Annotated in this window: 21 protein-coding genes and 1 pseudogene; 21 read left to right on the top strand and 1 reads right to left on the bottom strand. The window is 40.4% G+C overall.

Annotation, left to right across the window (positions count from 1 at the left end):
* Window positions 1-20 precede the first annotated feature (20 nt).
* The 21 genes and pseudogenes from NSQ43_RS11245 to NSQ43_RS11145 all read left to right on the top strand — a co-directional run bounded on the left by NSQ43_RS11245 (window position 21) and on the right by NSQ43_RS11145 (window position 17,671).
* On the top strand, window positions 21-1,151 hold the full coding sequence (locus NSQ43_RS11245) for a conserved virulence factor C family protein (RefSeq protein WP_339254889.1): 1,131 nt from the start codon (window positions 21-23) through the stop codon (window positions 1,149-1,151).
* A gap of 21 nt (window positions 1,152-1,172) precedes the next feature.
* Complete coding sequence (locus NSQ43_RS11240; protein ID WP_339250227.1) at window positions 1,173-1,610, top strand: BrxA/BrxB family bacilliredoxin; 438 nt, start codon at window positions 1,173-1,175, stop codon at window positions 1,608-1,610.
* On the top strand, window positions 1,607-2,386 hold the full coding sequence (locus tag NSQ43_RS11235; protein ID WP_339254887.1) for a class I SAM-dependent methyltransferase: 780 nt from the start codon (window positions 1,607-1,609) through the stop codon (window positions 2,384-2,386). The genes NSQ43_RS11240 and NSQ43_RS11235 overlap by 4 nt, the downstream gene beginning before the upstream one ends.
* 273 nt (window positions 2,387-2,659) lie before the next feature.
* Window positions 2,660-3,606, top strand: a pseudogene (locus NSQ43_RS11230) (IS1182 family transposase).
* 497 nt (window positions 3,607-4,103) lie between these two features.
* A complete protein-coding gene (locus tag NSQ43_RS11225; protein WP_339250225.1) occupies window positions 4,104-4,706 on the top strand; it encodes a YpjP family protein in 603 nt (200 codons plus the stop codon).
* Window positions 4,707-4,762: 56 nt separating this feature from the next.
* Complete coding sequence (locus NSQ43_RS11220) at window positions 4,763-5,707, top strand: thymidylate synthase (protein ID WP_339250223.1); 945 nt, start codon at window positions 4,763-4,765, stop codon at window positions 5,705-5,707.
* A gap of 24 nt (window positions 5,708-5,731) precedes the next feature.
* Window positions 5,732-6,223 (top strand): dihydrofolate reductase, encoded by a 492-nt coding sequence (locus NSQ43_RS11215; RefSeq protein WP_339250222.1) that lies wholly within the window; start codon window positions 5,732-5,734, stop codon window positions 6,221-6,223.
* Window positions 6,220-7,059 carry a DegV family protein gene (locus NSQ43_RS11210; RefSeq protein ID WP_339250221.1) on the top strand — a complete coding sequence of 280 codons (840 nt, stop codon included), beginning with the start codon at window positions 6,220-6,222 and terminating at the stop codon, window positions 7,057-7,059. Before NSQ43_RS11215 ends, NSQ43_RS11210 begins: the two co-directional genes overlap by 4 nt.
* Window positions 7,060-7,110: 51 nt before the next feature.
* A complete protein-coding gene (locus tag NSQ43_RS11205; RefSeq protein WP_339250219.1) occupies window positions 7,111-7,923 on the top strand; it encodes a GDSL-type esterase/lipase family protein in 813 nt (270 codons plus the stop codon).
* 12 nt (window positions 7,924-7,935) lie between these two features.
* On the top strand, window positions 7,936-8,508 hold the full coding sequence (locus tag NSQ43_RS11200) for a YpmS family protein (RefSeq protein ID WP_339250217.1): 573 nt from the start codon (window positions 7,936-7,938) through the stop codon (window positions 8,506-8,508).
* 12 nt (window positions 8,509-8,520) lie between these two features.
* Complete coding sequence (gene msrA, locus NSQ43_RS11195; protein ID WP_339250215.1) at window positions 8,521-9,051, top strand: peptide-methionine (S)-S-oxide reductase MsrA; 531 nt, start codon at window positions 8,521-8,523, stop codon at window positions 9,049-9,051.
* Window positions 9,048-9,470 carry a peptide-methionine (R)-S-oxide reductase MsrB gene (gene msrB, locus NSQ43_RS11190; RefSeq protein WP_339250214.1) on the top strand — a complete coding sequence of 141 codons (423 nt, stop codon included), beginning with the start codon at window positions 9,048-9,050 and terminating at the stop codon, window positions 9,468-9,470. The genes msrA and msrB overlap by 4 nt, the downstream gene beginning before the upstream one ends.
* Before the next feature lie 17 nt (window positions 9,471-9,487).
* The gene (locus NSQ43_RS11185; protein WP_339250212.1) at window positions 9,488-9,709 is read left to right on the top strand and encodes a YozE family protein; all 222 of its coding nucleotides are present in this window, start codon (window positions 9,488-9,490) and stop codon (window positions 9,707-9,709) included.
* Between the two features lie 71 nt (window positions 9,710-9,780).
* Window positions 9,781-10,482 carry a purine-nucleoside phosphorylase gene (gene deoD, locus NSQ43_RS11180; RefSeq protein ID WP_339250210.1) on the top strand — a complete coding sequence of 234 codons (702 nt, stop codon included), beginning with the start codon at window positions 9,781-9,783 and terminating at the stop codon, window positions 10,480-10,482.
* Between the two features lie 81 nt (window positions 10,483-10,563).
* Complete coding sequence (locus tag NSQ43_RS11175; RefSeq protein WP_339250208.1) at window positions 10,564-12,063, top strand: S41 family peptidase; 1,500 nt, start codon at window positions 10,564-10,566, stop codon at window positions 12,061-12,063.
* Window positions 12,064-12,140: 77 nt separating this feature from the next.
* Window positions 12,141-13,034, top strand: a complete 894-nt coding sequence (locus tag NSQ43_RS11170; protein ID WP_339250206.1) for a GTP-binding protein — start codon at window positions 12,141-12,143, stop codon at window positions 13,032-13,034.
* 196 nt (window positions 13,035-13,230) lie between these two features.
* Complete coding sequence (locus NSQ43_RS11165) at window positions 13,231-14,052, top strand: CAP domain-containing protein (RefSeq protein WP_339250204.1); 822 nt, start codon at window positions 13,231-13,233, stop codon at window positions 14,050-14,052.
* A gap of 97 nt (window positions 14,053-14,149) precedes the next feature.
* Window positions 14,150-14,974, top strand: coding sequence for a spore germination protein (locus NSQ43_RS11160; RefSeq protein ID WP_339250203.1), 825 nt, complete (start codon window positions 14,150-14,152; stop codon window positions 14,972-14,974).
* 14 nt (window positions 14,975-14,988) lie between these two features.
* Window positions 14,989-15,579, top strand: coding sequence for a spore germination protein (locus tag NSQ43_RS11155; RefSeq protein WP_339250201.1), 591 nt, complete (start codon window positions 14,989-14,991; stop codon window positions 15,577-15,579).
* 2 nt (window positions 15,580-15,581) lie between these two features.
* Window positions 15,582-16,595, top strand: coding sequence for a GerAB/ArcD/ProY family transporter (locus NSQ43_RS11150; RefSeq protein WP_339250200.1), 1,014 nt, complete (start codon window positions 15,582-15,584; stop codon window positions 16,593-16,595).
* Window positions 16,592-17,671: a Ger(x)C family spore germination protein gene (locus NSQ43_RS11145; protein ID WP_339250199.1), complete on the top strand. Its 1,080-nt coding sequence runs from the start codon at window positions 16,592-16,594 to the stop codon at window positions 17,669-17,671. The genes NSQ43_RS11150 and NSQ43_RS11145 overlap by 4 nt, the downstream gene beginning before the upstream one ends.
* Before the next feature lie 16 nt (window positions 17,672-17,687).
* Here the strand turns inward: NSQ43_RS11145 and NSQ43_RS11140 are convergent, their stop codons facing one another.
* Window positions 17,688-19,058, bottom strand: a complete 1,371-nt coding sequence (locus tag NSQ43_RS11140; RefSeq protein ID WP_339250198.1) for an MATE family efflux transporter — start codon at window positions 19,056-19,058, stop codon at window positions 17,688-17,690.
* Window positions 19,059-19,123 lie beyond the last annotated feature (65 nt).

Below are 19,123 nucleotides of genomic sequence, written 5' to 3'. Positions count from 1 at the left end.
GATAAAAGGAGTGGGAAATGATGAAAATTGTGACGATTGAACCGACACCAAGTCCGAATTCCATGAAAATTATTGTGGACGAAGAATTGCCGATGGGTATGAGCCATAACTACAAAAAAGAGGATGCAGAAACTGCACCGCATCCCGTTTCACAAATGCTTGGCATTAAAGGGATAAAAGGAATTTATCATGTCATGAACTTCATGGCGGTGGAACGAATTGGCAACGTAGCATGGGAAGATATTCTTGCTGAAGTGCGAAGTGTGTTCAATGAAGAAGAGGTAGCAGTGGAAAGTGATGAGCAAGCACCGGATGAACATTATGGAGAGGTCTATGTTCATGTCCAAACGTATAAAGACATCCCCCTACAGGTGAAGGTCTTTGACAGCGGTTCGGAATTACGGTTCGGTTTAAGTGAACGTTTCAAAAATGCAATGGAAAAAGTGCATAGTACGGAAGTGGAAAACTATATCCTCCTACGTAAATGGGCTGATTATGGAATCCGTTACGGTGAAAAGCAGGAAATCGGTGAAACAGTTGTTGCGGAAGTGGAAGCAGCCTATCCGGATGAACGGTTAATGGATATTATTGAGCAGTCGTTAAATAGCGGAGAAACAAGAGAAAACAAACGAACTAAAGTAACACTTGAACAATTCAACGTGGATGAATGGGAAAAACGATTCCAGTTAATCGACCAAATGCCGGATCCAGACGTGTCGGATTTACCTTTGCTTGAAAAGGCATTGGAGGATGAAAAAATGTCTATCCGTCGACTATCAACTGTTTACCTTGGAATGATTGAAGACGAAGCTGTTATTCCTTATGTTGAAAAAGCATTGAAAGACAAAAGTTGGGCCGTCAGAAGAACGGCTGGAGACTGTATGAGTGACCTTGGATTTGAAGGGTTTGAAAATGCAGCAATTGACTCACTTCAAGATAAAAACAAGCTTGTACGTTGGCGTGCCGCGATGTTCCTTTATGAAACGGGCACAGAAAAAGCGTTGCCTGCGCTTCATGCGGCAGAAAATGATCCTGAATTTGAAGTGAAGCTTCAAGTACGTATGGCAATTGCCCGAATCGAAGAAGGAGAAGAGGCAAAAGGATCTATCTGGAAACAAATGACAGAGCTACGTAAGAGTTCTGTTGAATAAATCCGAAAGGGGAATATAAAAATGAATGCATACGATGAATACATGAGAGGCATTGTTAAACCAATGCGTGAAGAGTTAGTGCAAACTGGATTTACAGAATTGACAACAGCTGAAGAAGTGGATGAAACGATGAAGTCACTTCAGGGAACCGCACTAATCGTTATTAACTCGGTATGTGGATGTGCTGCTGGGCTGGCGCGTCCTGCAGTTAGAGAGGCACTTAATGCAACATCCGCAAAACCAGATCATTTATATACAGTGTTTGCGGGTCAAGATAAAGAAGCAACGGCAATGATGAGAGATTTCTTCCCGGAAGTTCCACCAAGCTCACCTTCTATAGCAATATGGAAAGATGGAGCTTTGGCAAGTTTCATTCCTAGGGAACATATTGAGAACTCTGAAATGGAACAAATCAAGGCTCACCTGACTGAGGAACTTGAACAAGTTTGCAAAAAGTGACAACAATCATCACGACAGCAGGAAGACCCGATGAAACGACTTACACCCTTGCCAAAGCCGCAAGTGATGAGCTTGGATATCCGATAGTAGAAAGAAAAAAACGTTCGATATTGAAAATGCAGAGTGAATATGATGCCGATATCCTCGTTGCAGGAAAAGATCGATATGAACTTTTTCGCAAAGGAATGGACCAACCTTTCTTCTTTCATCCAAATTCTGCCGCATTCCGGTTAAAACGAATAGTCAAGGGTGAAACTGATCCACTTATAGATGCGACTCAATTGACAGAGGGGGATACATTTCTCGATTGTACCCTTGGACTGGCCTCAGATAGTATAGTCGCTTCCTATATATTAGGAGAAAACGGAAAATGTACTGGATTGGAAGCAGATCCATGCGTAGCGTTTCTCACAAAGAATGGGCTTACAAAATTCCATACCGACTCAGAGACCTTACAACTTTCGATGAAAGGTATTGAAGTAATCCATACTGAAGCGATTGCGTTTCTTCGTACTCAAGGGGATTGCTCATGGGATGTAGTTTATATGGACCCGATGTTCCACACCCCAATCGAGGAATCATCCAATTTCAAGCCTCTCCGTCAAGCTGGAGTGCACTCTGCTTTGACTAAGGAATGGATGGAAGAAGCGTTTAGAGTTTGCAAGCGTCGTGTCGTAGTCAAAGAAAAATACGATTCACCTGTTTTCGAGCAGTTCAATCTTGAACGAAACATACGACCAAATACAAAATTTCATTTTGGGCATTTATCAAAATAAAAAATCCTTCAGCTCTTATATTGGGCTGAAGGATTCAGACTGTAGACAAACACCCTAATTTTTGGTGTTGCCTACAGTCTGTTTTCTTTTAAAATAGAGATAAGGCTAAAAATGTTGATTTCCGCTGCGAGCGGACGCTTTCCGCGGGCACGGCTTCAGCCGCTTCCCTCGCTGCGCTCAGTCCAGGGTCTTCAGCTCGCGCTGTTCCCGCAGGAGTCGCCGCTCTCCGCTCCAATCAACGGTATTTCCTATTAAATGAATGAGATGATGGATATGATGACGAAGAATCAAATCAATGAACGAGACCAGTTGGAAATACTGATCATAGAACAGTTGGTTCCTCAAGACCATCTGGTGCGCAAACTGGATGTTGCGATTGATTTTTCCTTTATCTATCCGTTAGTTGAAGACCTTTATTCAACCATTGGGAGACCCAGCATTGATCCTGTAGTAAGGAATCGACAACAGATCCCGAGAGTGGTTACTACGTAAAAGATGAACGGACAAAGCAGTTTGCCTATTCTTTTCACGCAGCCACGGATGAGAAGGGTTTTGTATTCGCAAACATTGTTACTCCGGGAAATGTCCACGACAGTAATCTGCTTGAACCGTTAGTCCAGAAAGTCATCGATCAAGTAGGACGTCCAGTCGTTGTTGCTGCTGATGCCGCCTACAAAACTCCTGCAATCGCGAACTTCCTTTTAGAGAACCAGATTCTTCCTGCACTACCGTACAAACGGCCAATGCAAAAAGAATGCTTTTTCAGAAAACACGAATATGTCTATGACGAGTACCATGACTGCTATCTCTGTCCGGAAGGACAGGTCCTTACATACCGAATAACTACTAAGGAAGGATGCCGCCAGTATGCATCGACTCCTTCTATATGTGGATCGTGTCCAGTGATTAGCCAGTGCACGGCGAGTAAGAATCACCAAAAGATGATTCTACGTCATATCTGGCAAGATTACCTGGATATAGCTGAGGACTTGCGTCACAATCATGAAATTAAAGAAATATACGGAAAGCGTAAAGAGACAACTGAACGTGTCTTTGCCGACGCCAAAGAAAAGCATGGCATGCGATGGACAACCCTCCGGGGACTAAAAAAAATGTCCATGCAGGCGATGCTGACTTTTGCTGCCATAAATTTGAAGAAGCTGGCCAGTTGGACATGGAAAGCTCCGACTGTGGAGGCTGAAATGATGCCCCTGTCTTAAAGGATCTCCAGTTGATTGGAGTGCAGGGCGGCGACTCCTGGGGGATCAGCGCAGCGTGAAGACCCCGCAGGAGCGAAGCGACGAGGAGGCTGAGGGCAAGCCCCCCGGAAAGCGTCCGCCCGGAACGGAAATCAACGTTATTTCAGCCTATTAACAGTTAAAATGCACATGTTAAAACAAAAGGGTTGGAAATCTATGATTTCCAACCCTTTTGTTTACAATCTGAATCCTTCAGCTCTTATATTGGGCTGAAGGATTTTCTAATCAGTGTGTAAAATTCAATGAGCTTAAATAAAGGACGAGAACGAGCATTCCGATTCCCATTAGTAATTGAACATCCATTTATAAAAACCTCCTTCAAAAACCTCACAAATAAGTTCAGTTTTATTGTACAATGAAATTAAGAAATAAGAAACCTTTTCAAGTCTTTAACGTATGTACTATTAATAAATGCATTTCAAATTTGACACAATTATATGAACAAGCAGGTGATGAAGATGAAAAAGTACTTTCAAAAATTATTCATTGCAATAGTTGCCGTCCTAACACTTGGCGTAATATCACCCAACCATGAAATCTGGACAACCCTTCAAACTAAAGATAACTCAAGGGAAACTAATCTACCAACAATCACCAAACATGATCTTCAATTGGGACTTGAAGAATCGATATTTGAACCTGATGCTTTTAGGCAGACTCCTTCTATTGAAGAGACGCTATTCAGCCCAGCTAAAGAGCTTGCTTATTTAAAATTCGGCTCAAGAATCGGCCCTGTCATCCAACAAGAGTTTGACACGGTCATCTTTCCTAAAATGGAAGAAGTCATCGAGTCGACTGTTGCCTCAGTTGGCGGATTTGAAAACGGAAGGATTTTAATAACACAAACTCCTTCAGGAAATTATGCTGAGAAGATCTTTCACGTTTCCGACACAGAGGTAAAAAAAGACCTGATTCGCTTCCATGTACGAACAGAGAAAAGACCGCAAGATGGGTATTTCTACAACTTCCATTATCATACAGCAGATGATAATTTCACGGTCCATCATTCGTTAGGAGACATCTACTGGTCCAAAAACACACCGCCGAAATGGTTATCATAAGACCATTTCGGCGGTTTTTGTTATACTGTCAATTAAGCGTAAGGAGGAAATGGTATATGAAACAATACTTGGAGCTTTGTGCTCATATCATTGAAAATGGAACTGTTAAAGGGGATAGGACGGGAACTGGGACAATAAGTGTCTTCGGTTATCAAATGAGATACGACTTACAAAAGGGTTTTCCTCTTATGACTACAAAGAAAACCGCTTTCCGATTAATCGCATCAGAGCTTCTCTGGTTCCTTAAAGGGGACACGAACCTGAAAACATTGATCGAAGACCGAAATCCGATTTGGGATGAATGGGGCTTCGAGCGATGGGTAAAGAGTGAAGATTATAATGGTCCAGATATGACTAATTTCGGAAAACGCAGTCAACAGGATGAACAATTTGCCGCTATTTATAAAGAGCAAATGGAGATATACAAGAAACAAATTATTGAGGATGGAAATTTCGCTAAGGAATACGGCGATTTAGGACCGATTTACGGAAAACAATGGCGTTCATGGACGACGGGGAATGATTCAATCGATCAAATTGCTGCTCTGATCGATGGCCTCAAAAACAATCCAGACTCAAGAAGACATTTAGTTACTGGTTGGAACCCTTCGGAAGTGAAAGAAATGGCCTTGCCACCATGCCATGCACTATTCCAGTTTTACGTAGCGGACGGAAAACTATCCTGCCAACTTTATCAAAGAAGTGCAGATGTTTTCCTTGGTGTACCGTTTAACATTGCTTCCTATGCATTACTCATTCATCTGATCGCCATCGAATGCGGCTATGAAGTCGGTGAATTCGTCCACACCTTAGGAGATGCCCACATCTATTTGAATCATATCGAGCAGGTTAAGGAGCAATTATCAAGAACTCCAAAAGAATTACCAACTTTGCACATCGATATGACCGGCAAATCGACAATATTCGACCTTACATACGACGACATATCAGTAGAAGGTTACGATCCACATCCGAAAATTAAAGCACCGATAGCAGTATAACGACTGTTTGGGAGGGAGAATACGATGATTTCATTGCTTGTAGCCGTTGACTTGAACCGTGTTATTGGAGTAGACAATAAAATGCCATGGCATATCCCAGAGGAATTGAAATACTTTAAAAAAGTGACGATGGGAAAAGCAATTATCATGGGAAGGAAAACGTACGAATCGATTGGAAGGCCATTGCCGGGTAGGTTGAATATAATCATTACAAGAAATGAAGGGTATTCGGTTGAAGGCGTAGAAGTTTTACATGATTTGAATGCGGCAATTGAAAGAGGAAAAGAATACTCTGAGGAAGTCGTTATCATCGGCGGAGCTGAAATTTTCAATTTATCAATGCCAATCGCCGACCGTCTATACATCACCATCATACGAAACAGTTATGACGGCGACACATTCTTTCCTGAATACAATGACGGCAGTTGGAAATTAACATCCAAATCCGAAGATCACTACACAGCAGAAGGCATCCCATATTCCTACCTAATTTACGATAGAGAGAGAGCTATATGAAAAAAATACACATTGTCACAGATTCGACTGCAGATTTGATCGAAAACTATACAGACCAGTACGATATTCATGTCGTTCCCCTCACAATTCATATAGACGGTGAAACGTACACTGACAAAATCGATTTGCAGCCTGAATCTTTTATGGAAAAAATGAAAAAGAGCAAAGGACTTCCAAAAAGTTCACAACCCGCAACGGGTGTTTTTAAAGAACTATATGACCGCCTTGGACAGGATGGTAGCGAAATCATCTCCATTCATATGACTGGCGGTATGAGTGGAACTGTAAAATCAGCCGAAGCGGCTGCACAGATGACTGATTCCAATGTTACGGTTATCGATTCAATGTTCATCTCACATGCCTTAACTTTCCAAGTTGTTGAAGCGGCGAAAATGGCGGGTGAAGGTAAAAGCGTTATGGAAATCGTAGAACGGTTAAAAGATGTGAGGAGAAATACGAAGTTGTTTGTCGTTGTTGATACCTTAGAAAATTTGGTCAAGGGTGGACGTGTCGGAAAAGGGAAGGCGATGATTGGCTCGCTATTGAACATCAAACCTATCGCGACACTTCAAGATGGCGTGTATACCCCAGTTGGTAAAGCACGCAGTCATAGACAAGTAGTATCCCACCTTTTTAAGGCGTTCAAGGACGAGACTGCGGGGAAAATCATTCGTTCAATCGGCATCTCACACGCAAACGGGATGGCGATGGCAGGCCCGCTATTGCAACTCATTGAAGAATCTGGATGGAAGGATGTCAAATTCTCATTCACTTCTCCGATTATTAGCACCCATACAGGAGAAGGTGCCATCGGATTCATGTATTACACGGAATAGAAGAACCGGTGCTTGTACGGTTCAAAAAATAAATAAAGGGGAATTGTGTTTATGAGAAGAATATTCATAGTAATCATCTTCTCATTCGTTCTAACAGGTTGCCAGGAAAAAAGCATTTCCGAACCGGATCCCTTTTTAGAAAGGGAAGAAATTGCGTTTGAGGAATATATAGTCCCTGATTACTTCGTCCCTGAAAATATCAATGTCATTGGCCTTGGCGATTCATTAACCCAAGGCGTCGGAGATGAACTGAAAAGGGAAGGTTATTTCGGACGGGTTGCACTTGCAATGAATTATTGGAAAGGCGTAAAAGAGCTTCGATCCGAAAATTTGGCAAAGAGAGGTAGACGCAGCGATCAATTAATCAAGCAACTTGAAGAATCTGAAATACAAGCTTCTGTCAAGAAAGCAGATGTCATTTACATGACAATCGGTGGAAACGATATGATGAAAATCGTCAAAGAAAACCTCTTCGATTTAAAGACAGAGCCTTTTTACAAAGAATTAGGCAAATTTGAAAATCGGTTAGATGAGATTTTTAAGATGATTCGGGGACTAAATGGGGATGCCATGATAGTCGTTGCAGGACTCTACAACCCTTTGTCGATTGTCATCGCGGAAGCAAATGAATTTGATACGATTATTGAAGACTGGAATGAGGCAATAGAAATTCAGACGATCATGGATGGGAAGGCCTGTTTCGTGCCAGTAAGTGATCTATTTGTTAGCAATGTAAACATGGTTTACCATACCGATTTCTTTCATCCGAATGCTAAGGGATATGAAAATATGGCAAACCGCTTTATCGAAAAAATCGATAGTTGTGGTTTGAGTGAAATGTCGGAAGGGAAATTGGAGATGTAGGGGTGGTCGTTTGTGAACATATGGAAAATTGCATTTTTCGGTCTGTTAGGAATAATAATAGCGGGCGTAATAGCGTTAGTGCTCTATCTTGACAGTCCAAAAGAGTCGGAGCCACTTCCTACCTATGAACGAACTGCACGTGGAAGTGTTTTAAGTATTAAAGCAACGAAGAAAGACCTCGAGTCTTTAGCAAATACTTATATCCAAAGAGCGATGAAGGGGGAGGCACTCCCTGTAACAATGATTATTAAGGAAGATGTCATTCTAGTTTCCAAACTGACTGTATTCGGATTTACATTGCCTGTCATCATGAATTTTGACCCTGTTGTTTTAAATGACGGAAACTTGCTGCTTAAACAGTCGTCATTAGAAATTGGTGATTTTAATTTCCCCCCTTCCACAGTGCTTGAAATATTACGTGACACGATTGATTTACCTGAATGGATGGTTGTAAGGGCGAAAGAAGAGGAAATTTTCATCAACTTATCGGAATTACCGGTTTCGGGTGACATCCTGATAAAAGCGAAGTCGTTTAATCTTAAAGAAGATGATATCGAGCTTGAAGTCACCATTCCGAATAAATAAGGAGATATGTCAATGACTATTCAAAAGGCTATATTTGCTGGAGGCTGTTTCTGGTGTATGGTAAAACCGTTTGATCGTTATGATGGAGTGATATCTGTCGTTTCCGGGTACACTGGAGGCGATGTCGAAAATCCTTCCTATGAGCTTGTTTGCACAAATACGACGGGACATCGAGAAGCTGTGGAAATAACGTTTGACGATGAGAAGATCTCATATGAGGAGCTTCTTTCAATCTTTTGGCGGCAAATTGACCCGACTGACGCTAACGGGCAATTTTTCGACCGCGGAGAATCCTACCAAACAGCAATATTCACGAATTCACCTGAACAATATGAGAAAGCCCTACATTCAAAGGAAGAGCTAACTGCATCCGGGAAATTCTCCAAGCCGATCCAAACTGTAATCCTTCCAGCAAAAACTTTTTATCCGGCCGAGGAGGGGCATCAAGACTATTATTTGAAAAACCCTGCCCATTATAATCGTTATGCAATCGGTTCCGGGCGAGAAGCATTCAAAATAAATAACTGGGGTGAAGATGCATGAAAGAGGAACTTAAGAATAAATTGACTGCCATTCAATATTATGTTACACAGGAAAACGGAACCGAGCCGCCATTTCAAAATGAATATGACAACCATTTTGAAGAAGGCATCTATGTGGATATCGTTTCGGGAAAACCTTTGTTCAGTTCGCACGATAAATACGATGCTGGATGTGGTTGGCCAAGCTTTACAAAACCGATCGAAAGTGCAGAAGTAACCGAGCATTTCGATTCAAGCCATGGCATGCGTAGAACTGAGGTAAGGAGTAAAACAGCTGACTCCCATCTTGGACATGTATTCCCTGATGGATCAGGACCGCAGGGCTTACGTTATTGCATCAACTCTGCCGCACTTCGTTTCGTCCCTGTCAGTAAACTTGAAGAAGAAGGCTATGGACAATATACATCCCTATTTACTTAAAGAAGGGAGGAGTAGAGATGGATCGTTCTTTTTATCAATTTGTATTATCTTTTCGGGGAGGTAAGAAAGACGATTCAATGAGCGTATTTGCCGAGGCTATGTTCAATGACCAAAGCTTTCCGAAAGACGAAAGGGGATTTGATCTACTCTCCAGATATTTGGAAGAGAAGGCGGATCCTGAAATGCCAAGTGTAGTATTCGATGAATTATTCGAAATGTATCAAGAGCGGTTTAGTTAATGCTGTCTTAATTGCATAAAACCGCATTTAACTGTATGATAAATGAAGAATTTGAAAGAGAGGCAAACAAAATGAGTATACATATTAATGCGAAAAAAGGCGATATTGCAGATACGATTCTTCTTCCAGGAGATCCATTACGTGCGAAATATATCGCAGAGACATTTTTAGAGGATGTCACTCAGTATAATGAAGTAAGGAATATGTTCGGTTATACGGGTACGTACAAAGGAAAGCGAATTTCTGTCCAAGGAACAGGGATGGGTGTACCATCTATCTCCATCTACATCAATGAATTGATGCAGGAATATGATGTGCAAAAGCTAATCCGCGTAGGAACTTGTGGAGCAATCCAAAAAGACGTTAAAGTCCGTGATGTAATTCTTGCTCAAACTGCAACGACTAACTCTCCGATCAATAGAACATTCTTCAATGGGGTTGACTATGCGCCAACAGCTGATTTCGATTTATTGTTGAAGGCTTATAACGCTGGAGTTGAAAAAGGACTGCATTTGAAAGTCGGAAATGTATTCACTGAAGACTTCTTCTACAATGAGCATGCAGAGCATGAGAAGCTTGCCCAATATGGTGTTCTTGCTGTTGAAATGGAAACAGCAGCACTTTACACTTTAGCTGCTAAGTTCGGTAGACAGGCATTGTCTGTTTTAACAGTGAGTGATCATATCATTACAGGGGAAGTTACAACTGCGGAAGAACGTCAAACAACTTTCAACGATATGATAGTTGTTGCGTTGGACGCTGCAATTCAATAATCGCGTACATGTGGACCGCTTGCTGCATCATTGCGGTCCTTTTTTTGAATGGACGATAACTGAAAGAAAGTGGGGAATGGGATGGACGAGAAAGAGAATAACGTTGGCCAAGAAATTGATAACAACTATGAACCACCGGCAAAACGTTTTATAAAATTAAAGCCGTTCTCCTTAGTCATGCTCATATTCGGTCTTGTGTTAACGACAGCCGCAGTCACGTTTTTCGCATTGACGACGGGCGAGGATAAAGTCGTAGAAGTGGTTAGTCCACAAAATCCAACAATTGAGCGTAAGGAATTTAAAAAACTATTCGATGCCTATGACGAATTGAAAAAAACATACTTCAATGAAATTGATGATACAACGGTCATCGACGGTGCTATTAATGGAATGATTGACGCACTCGGAGACCCCTTTTCTGATTATTTGAATGAAAAGGAAGCTAAACAACTGAATGAAAGCATTTCTTCAAGCTTTGAAGGGATCGGTGCTGAAATCCAGGAATTGAACGGATATATAAATATCGTTTCGCCTATTAAAAATTCACCTGCGGAACGTGCTGGACTGCTGCCGAATGACTTGATCATTGCAGTAGATGGAAAGAGCATTCAAGGAATGTCATCATCCGAAGCTGTTCTATTAATCCGTGGTGAAAAAGGGACAACAGTAACACTGACGGTTCGACGTGGTGAATTAGGTGAACCGTTTGATGTACTGATTGAAAGAGATGTTATCCCGATTGAAACAGTTTATGCCGAAATGCTTGAAGACAAAATAGCCCATATCCGAATTACAAGTTTCTCTGAACATACGTATGAAGAATTGCTTTCAGCGTTAGACGAGATGGAAGCTCAGGGGATGGAAGGACTAATTGTCGACGTTCGACAAAACCCTGGGGGAATGTTGAATACCGCAATTGATATATCTGATTTATTCGTTGAGAAGAATAAGAATCTATTCCAATATCAAGCCAAAGGAAGTAATCCGGAGGTTTATGTTGCTTCTAATGGTCGTAAAGTGAAGGTACCTGTTGCTATGATCATTGATGACGGAAGTGCTTCTGCATCTGAAATTTTAGCCGGTGCACTAAAGGAATCGGCAAATGTGCCATTAATAGGCATTAAAACATATGGTAAAGGAACTGTTCAAACACCTAAGAATTTATCAGACGGTTCCAATTTGAAACTAACTACGGCAAAATGGTTGACACCTGATGGTAATTGGATTCATGAAAAAGGAATTGAACCTGATATCGAAGTTCAGTACCCAACATACGCAATGCTTCCATTCCTTGATCCGACGATGGAGATGAGAGAAGGAATGATCTCCCCATCCGTGAAAACTGCAGAGGAAATGTTGAGTGCTGTTGGATTTGACCCGGGCGAAGTTGACGGTCTATATGACGAAAACACAGAGGAAGCGGTTAAATCGCTTCAACGGGAATTATCTTTGGAAGAAGACGGAATACTTATTGGGGACACGACTTACGGTTTAATGAATCGTTTAAGAACCAAAATGCATGATGAAGATCCTCAGTTGTTAAAGGCAAGGGAAATCTTAGTGGATACCATCCAAAAGTAATTCGACTATAAAGTAGAGGTGGGATATCAGCTTTCCCCTCTACTTTTTTAGTCTTTATTAAATAATGGGGTGTAAAAATGATTGATGTCTATTTGTTAAGCGGTTTTTTAGGAAGCGGGAAAACATCTCTTTTAATGAACTTACTTTCAGAATTAAAAGAGATGGGAAGAAAACCAGCAGTTCTTATGAATGAGTTCGGTTCCATCTCGATAGATTCGGATACCCTTGGGCAATCACAGGACGTTCCACTCAAGGAACTTCTTAACGGCTGTATTTGTTGCACCGGCTCAGAAAATACGGAGGCGCAATTGCAGGGGCTTTTAGAAGAGCATGATGTTGATGTTATTTTAATCGAGACCACTGGCGCTGCGCATCCAGTGGAAGCCTTGGATGCTGTCTATTCGCCTTTGTTTGCAGAAAAGCTTCGCGTGAAGGGCATTGTCACAGTTGCAGATACAAAAAGATGGATTGAACGCAACAAAATGTCCCCGCAAATCCGTTCTTTATTCATGGAACAGATTAGGCACGCCCATATCATACTTGCTAATAAGACGGATTTATTAGGCGAAGGAGAATTGGCGACGGTTTCAATGGAACTTTCTAATTTTAATAGCAATGCACCAGTCATTCAGACATCCAATGCGCAATTATCTTTTTCTTTTATCGAAGAAACTTTAAAAAATATGAACACTACCGAAGTGAAAAACGTAATTTCAGGCAAACATCTTCCGTTAACATCCAAGTTGCTAACTCTTGATAAGCCTGTTGACAAAGACGAGTTCGAATCTTGGGTCCGCTCATTGCCTGATACGGTATATCGAATGAAAGGATATGTTCCTATTAAAGGAGCAAAAAATCCATACCTGTTTCAATATGCATACGGCATGGTCAATTGGATGCCTGAATACGTTAAAATGGAGGCGCGTTTAGTTATAATTGGAGAAGGTGTAAATCAGTTAGACTACAAGTAGGCGTCTCTTAGATTAATAATTGTCAACCCCCTTTCAGATGAAATAATAGACGAGTTGTCCAACATTAGCCAATTTAGTTGTCTGATAGTTACCTTGCCTAAGGTATTAAGAAATGAATTGGTCTTTTTGGAAATTCACTCCAACTCTTTATTTTCTACCTTACGTTATGATAGATTGCGAAGGGAGGAGTTAAGAGATGAAAAAAACGATGTCTGTCATCTTACTCGGTTCGGCGCTCTTACTGTCGAACAACAATAGTGCTGAAGCTTCTTATCAAAATAATGATTACAAGGTTAATTTCGCTAAACCTCAAATCGAATATTATAGCTTCCAAGGGAAGGTAAATTTATATAATAACCAAAATATTGATCAATATGAGTTATTAAATAAATATTTAGGCGAATTTGAGAAACAATTTGGTGCAAAATTCATTTGGAATATACCAAACAATGGCTGGAAACCAGTTGAAAAGCCGGTGGAAGCTCCAAAACCGGTACAAAAACCCGTCCAAAAGCCAATGGAAGTGCAGAAACCACAAAAGTTAGTTGAGCAAGCAAGACCAACTACTCCACAACAACAACAAAAACCTTCGACACCTGTTATTCAGGACGAAACTGCAAATTCAGCACAAAATACTTCTGTTTCCGCTATCGAGAAAGCAGTAATTGACTTGACGAATGTCGAGAGACAAAAAGCAGGTTTAAAACCTTTGCAAATTGATGAGAAATTAATGGCATCTGCACGTCAAAAGTCTGCTGATATGTCAAAGAACAATTATTTCGATCATAACAGCCCAACGCTTGGTTCTCCGTTCGATCTAATGAAAGCGAATGGCGTAACATATCGTTCAGCAGCTGAAAACATTGCAATGGGCCAACGTACAGCTGAAGAAGTAGTAAAAGCATGGATGGAGTCTCCAGGGCATAGACAAAACATTTTAACACCTGAGTTCACACATATTGGTATTGGTTTTGTTCAAAACGGTAATTACTGGACACAACAATTCATTCAAAAATAATAGATGATAAGAACATGGTCGGGAAGTCCCCGTCCATGTTCTTTTTTTGCATAAAAGCTAATATTGGCGGCGATACTTTACGCGTGAGGTGATGGTTATGAACAACTCAGGCAAGCAGGTAGTCGATAAAGAATATTTAAAAAAATTGTTTTACAATTCATCAGATTGCATTGTGAAAGATGTCGACTGGCCAATAGGTAAAGGGATTTTATGCTATTATTCATCATTGGCTGACAGTGTTGAATTAAACAATCAGATTGATATTATTCGGCAAAGAGCATCTGAGAAATTGAGCAATTGGGGCAAAACTGCTGTCTCCGATGTTAAACCGTATTCGGATGATGAGTTAATAAAGGCCGTTTGTAAAGGGCTGTCAGCAGTTATTTTTCCTGAATCCCAAATAATGCTAACCATTTCAGCGCAAAGCGATGTTAGCAGGGCGCCGGCTGAACCTATTAGCGAGCAAATTGTCCGGGGTGCGCATGATGGGTTCATAGAAAACGTTCAAAAAAATCTCACTCTCGTCCGTCAAAAACTTTCGAGAAGGGATCTTGTTGTTAAATCGATGCAGGTTGGTAAAGATACAAATACGTCTATAACTTATCTTTATATTGATACGTTAGCTGATAAAGATGTTGTCAATCTATTTGAATCCCGCTTAAAGGAGATAAAAGATGAAAACCTTTTGAACACGGGAGAAATTGAAGACTACTTGGAGGAGTCTGTATACTCACCTTTTCCACAATTCATGAATACGGAAAGGCCGGACCGAGTCGTCTTTAATCTGATGGAAGGGAAGATCGCAATTTTTAGCGATCATTCACCATCTGTATTGATTGCACCTGTTACATTCTTTTCATTTTATCAATCTCCAGATGATTATAATGGCCGTGTGATCGCCGGATCTTTTTTCGACTATTAAGGATTGCGAGTTTGGTGATTGCCATTTATCTTCCGGCATTTTATATTGCGGTTGTTAGCTTTCATTCTGAAATATTGCCAATTGAAATTAGTAAAAAAGTTAAATTGGCAATTAATGATATTCCATATCGTCCCATTTTCGAAGCTGTTATTATGGAACTTTTTATAGAATTGATCAGAGAGGCAAGTATTAGGCTTCCGAAACCTATCGGTCAAACAATCGGAGTTGTTGGTGGTTTAATCATCGGGGACGCAATTGTCAAAGCTGGATTAGTTTCGAACTTAATGGTTATTGTTGTTGCATTGACGGCAATTTCAAGCTTTGTTGTTCCGAGTCTTGAGATGAATACGTCCATTCGTGTTTTAAGATTTCCTTTCATGGCTGCCGCTGCACTCTTTGGCTTTTTTGGTATGGCCATCGGAACAATTATATTACTTATTCATCTTTTATCATTATCATCTTTGAGACAGCCCTATTTTGCACCGTTCATTCCATTAGATACGTCAAGATTCATTGATGTGTTTTTCCGGGTACCTTATTTTAAGTTCCATAAACAACAAAAGACATTCTCATTCGGAATAAGAAAGAAAGGCCGGAAACCTTGATGTTGTTCACATTATCGAGACTCCAGTTTTTCTTGCTCTTGTTTGTAGTACAGACGGGGACTGTCTTCGTCTCTTTTCAACGTCGGCTGGTATTTGAAGCAGGAACAACTTCATGGGTCGTCTTCATTGTAGTTGGACTAATGCATTACGTTCTATTATTGCTCTATGAAAAGTTTTATGAACGGTTCAATCCAGGTCGGTTTGTTGCAGGATTGTATATTGCCTATTGGACTTTTGCAATCGTTTCTTTTCTATCCTATGTCAATTACACACTATCAGTTTGGATATTCCCGAACACCCCGCAAATTGTGACAATGACACTCATTGTTGGTGTGTCACTTTATGCAAATACGAGAACAAGAATCGAGACGGTTATCAATTTACCCTCGATTATATTACCGTTATTTCCGATTTTCATTGTCTTTTTATTTATGGCTATGCCTGACCTTGTCTGGACTCGGTTGTTTCCAGTGGAATTTACCGAAATCAAACCATTATTGAGAGGTTTATTCACGGCACAGGCTACATTCATTGGGATTGAATTTTACCTGTTTTTGAGAAAATACGTCATCCAAAAAGTTAAAGGCATACCATTATTCATCTTTCAGTTTTCTTGGTTCTTTTTTTTCTTTACAATTTTGGTTTTCATCCTTCTATTTTTTCCTGTGAATTCAATTGCTATGTTACCGGAGCCACTTCTTCACATTTTGAAAGCTCAAAAAGTTACATTCGTAGAACGGCTTGATCTGTTTTTCTTGTTTATCTGGGTTATTTGGAGCGTCATTGCAATTACACTTTATTTTTTCATGTGCATCCAAACTCGCCGAATTTACTTCAACAATGAAAGTAAATTGTACACCGTCTTATTGCACATCTTTATAATCATTATTTCTTCTTACTTTGCAACAAAAGATCGATCCGATCTTCTTCGCCAATTAGTTATGTATCCGCATATCATTTTTACAATTTTGATTCCTTCGGTCGTTATTTTGTTAAATAGGGGGGGCAAGAGTTGAAAAGAAGAATGTTGCCGGTATTATTATGTAGTCTGTTACTACTTGGGGGATGCTGGGATGAAGCCCAATACAAGGACATTACAATCGTTCCTGTCATGGGATTGACAAACGGAGATAAGGCTGGGGAAGTGAAGGCGTTATTTTCTTTTCCGACTTTTGACGAGGATACGATTACATATGCACAATCGGAAGGAACTGGTATTTCTACACGTGCCGCTCGTGAAGCGGCTGCCCATCATACAATGGAAGCACTTGACGTATCCCATCTTGAAGTATTATTAATATCAAGTGAAATGGCAAAGAAAAACCTTTACCCTGAATTGGACATGTTTTTCAGGACACCAAGAAATCGGATTACGAGTTATATCGCGATTGTGGAAGGGGATTTGGAGCAATATTTCAACCCTTCAGGAGATCTTAAAAGTGAGGTTGCGAACTATTATCCAGAATTAATGCGTACTGCTGAACTGTATTCATATATGACAGTAGGTACAATGGAGAATGCGGTGAAATTATTGTATGAGGATTCAATGGATTTGGATTTACCTTATTTGATCATAGATGATAATGGTATTCCCACTTTGGATGGAGTTGCTCTGTTTAGCAGTAAGAAATTCACGGGGCGAATTTTGAAGAAACAAGACGCGGTTTTGACATCTGTGTTGAAAAACAAACTTGGAAAATATACACGTCTCAGTTTTGAATGGAAAGAAAGAAACAGTCCTATGACGATGGAAATAATAAATGTTCGTAGAAAGGTAAAAATTGCAGGTGATCAGGTCAAAATGAGCTTTAACATAGATGTTAGTATTGATGAATTTCCCCAAAACCACATGTATAGAAAACAAAATCGAAATGAGGCAGAAGAGTTTCTGTCTGCTGAGTTGAAAAAGGGTTTTGAAAAAATCATCGCAACAACTCAAGAAGCTAAAAGCGATATCCTTGGTGTGGGACGGAAAGTGCATGCATTCCATCCAAAGTTGTGGAATAAAGGCGATTGGCAGGAAACGTATTCCACATTATCGATTGAAGTTGATGTGAAAGTGAATATGAAGAGGACGAATATTTTAGATTGAAAAATCCCGAGCGGCATTAGCCGACATCGGGATTTATTTTCTTTAAGCTTTTCCTTTGGATAAATAACAGACGGATGCTCAATGAAATTGCACCGATTGTTAATCCTGCAATGAGGCCAACCCAGTATCCAAAAGGACCAAGATCTGTAAAGTTTGCTGTTGCATATCCAACGGGTAAACCGATCACCCAGAAAGAGATAATTGCCATTATAAACGTCATATTGACGTCCTTATATCCTCGTAATGACCCTTGAATCGGTGCCTGGATTGCATCAGATAGTTGAAAGAATGCAGCGAAGATGAAAAAATGAACTGCAAGTTTAATAATCGCAGTGTCTTTCGTATACAGTGATGCAATGGGTTCCCTGAATGTCAATAAAATTATAATAGAGATAAAGCTGAATATAATCGCGATACCTACCCCAAGGAAACTATAGTGCTTTGCATCTCGTGGTTTTCTCGCTCCTATCGATTGTCCGACTAAGATAGTTACGCCCATGGAAATACTTAAAGGTACCATATATAAGAGTGAGGTGAAATTTAAGGCAATCTGATGAGCGGATATAGTAGCTGTGGTGTAGCCACTCATTAGAAGTGTTACGACAGAAAATATACTTATTTCTACGAAAATTGCTAACCCAATCGGTACGCCGATTTTCAAGATTGCTTTCCAACGATCAAATGAAACTGTTTCCCAATTTGAAAACAGAGAATATGATTGAAATGTTTTCCGTTTCCATGCGATTAGGAAAGCGATGCAGAAAACGACCCAATAGGTAATTCCTGAAGCGAAGCCAGCCCCTGCACCACCCATTTCAGGGAATCCGAAGTTTCCATAAATGAGCAGGTAATTTAGAAAGATGTTAATCGGTGCTGATAATAGAATGATGAACATTGAAACCCGGGTTGCACCAAGTGCATCGAAAAACGATCTAAAAACAGTATAGGCGAATAGTGGGAGAAGCCCAATGCTCATTCCTATTAAGTAATCAGCCGCGACAATCCTAACCACGCCTTCAAGTGGCATATGATTTAGTGAGGGGATTACAGCGAACATCATAATCGAAAATACAATTGCTGCTAGTACTATTGATAAATACAAACCTTGCTGAACTGAAGGCCGGACTTCTCCCTTCTTACCGCCGCCGATAAAGTGAGCAATTATTGGCGTAAGTCCCATAAGAATACCAGATAACCCGGTATAAACAGGCACCCAGAATGAGGATCCAATTGTAACACCTGCAAGGTCTTCCGTATTGTATCTACCAGTCATAAGAATGTCGAAAAAGGTCATCAAATAAAGTGCGATTTGAGTGACAAGAATAGGGATAATAATTTTTAAAAGCATTTGGATTTTCTGTTTAAGAGGTGTTACATCTTCCAGCATATTTCTCCTTCCCCCTATGGAATTCGGCAAATCGAATTCCATATGTCTTCAAGTAAAATTTATGG

Origin of the sequence: Sporosarcina sp. FSL W8-0480, from assembly GCF_037963765.1 — a bacterium.
Classification (GTDB): Bacteria; Bacillota; Bacilli; order Bacillales_A; family Planococcaceae; genus Sporosarcina.
This window is presented reverse-complemented; position numbering and strand designations above follow the sequence as displayed.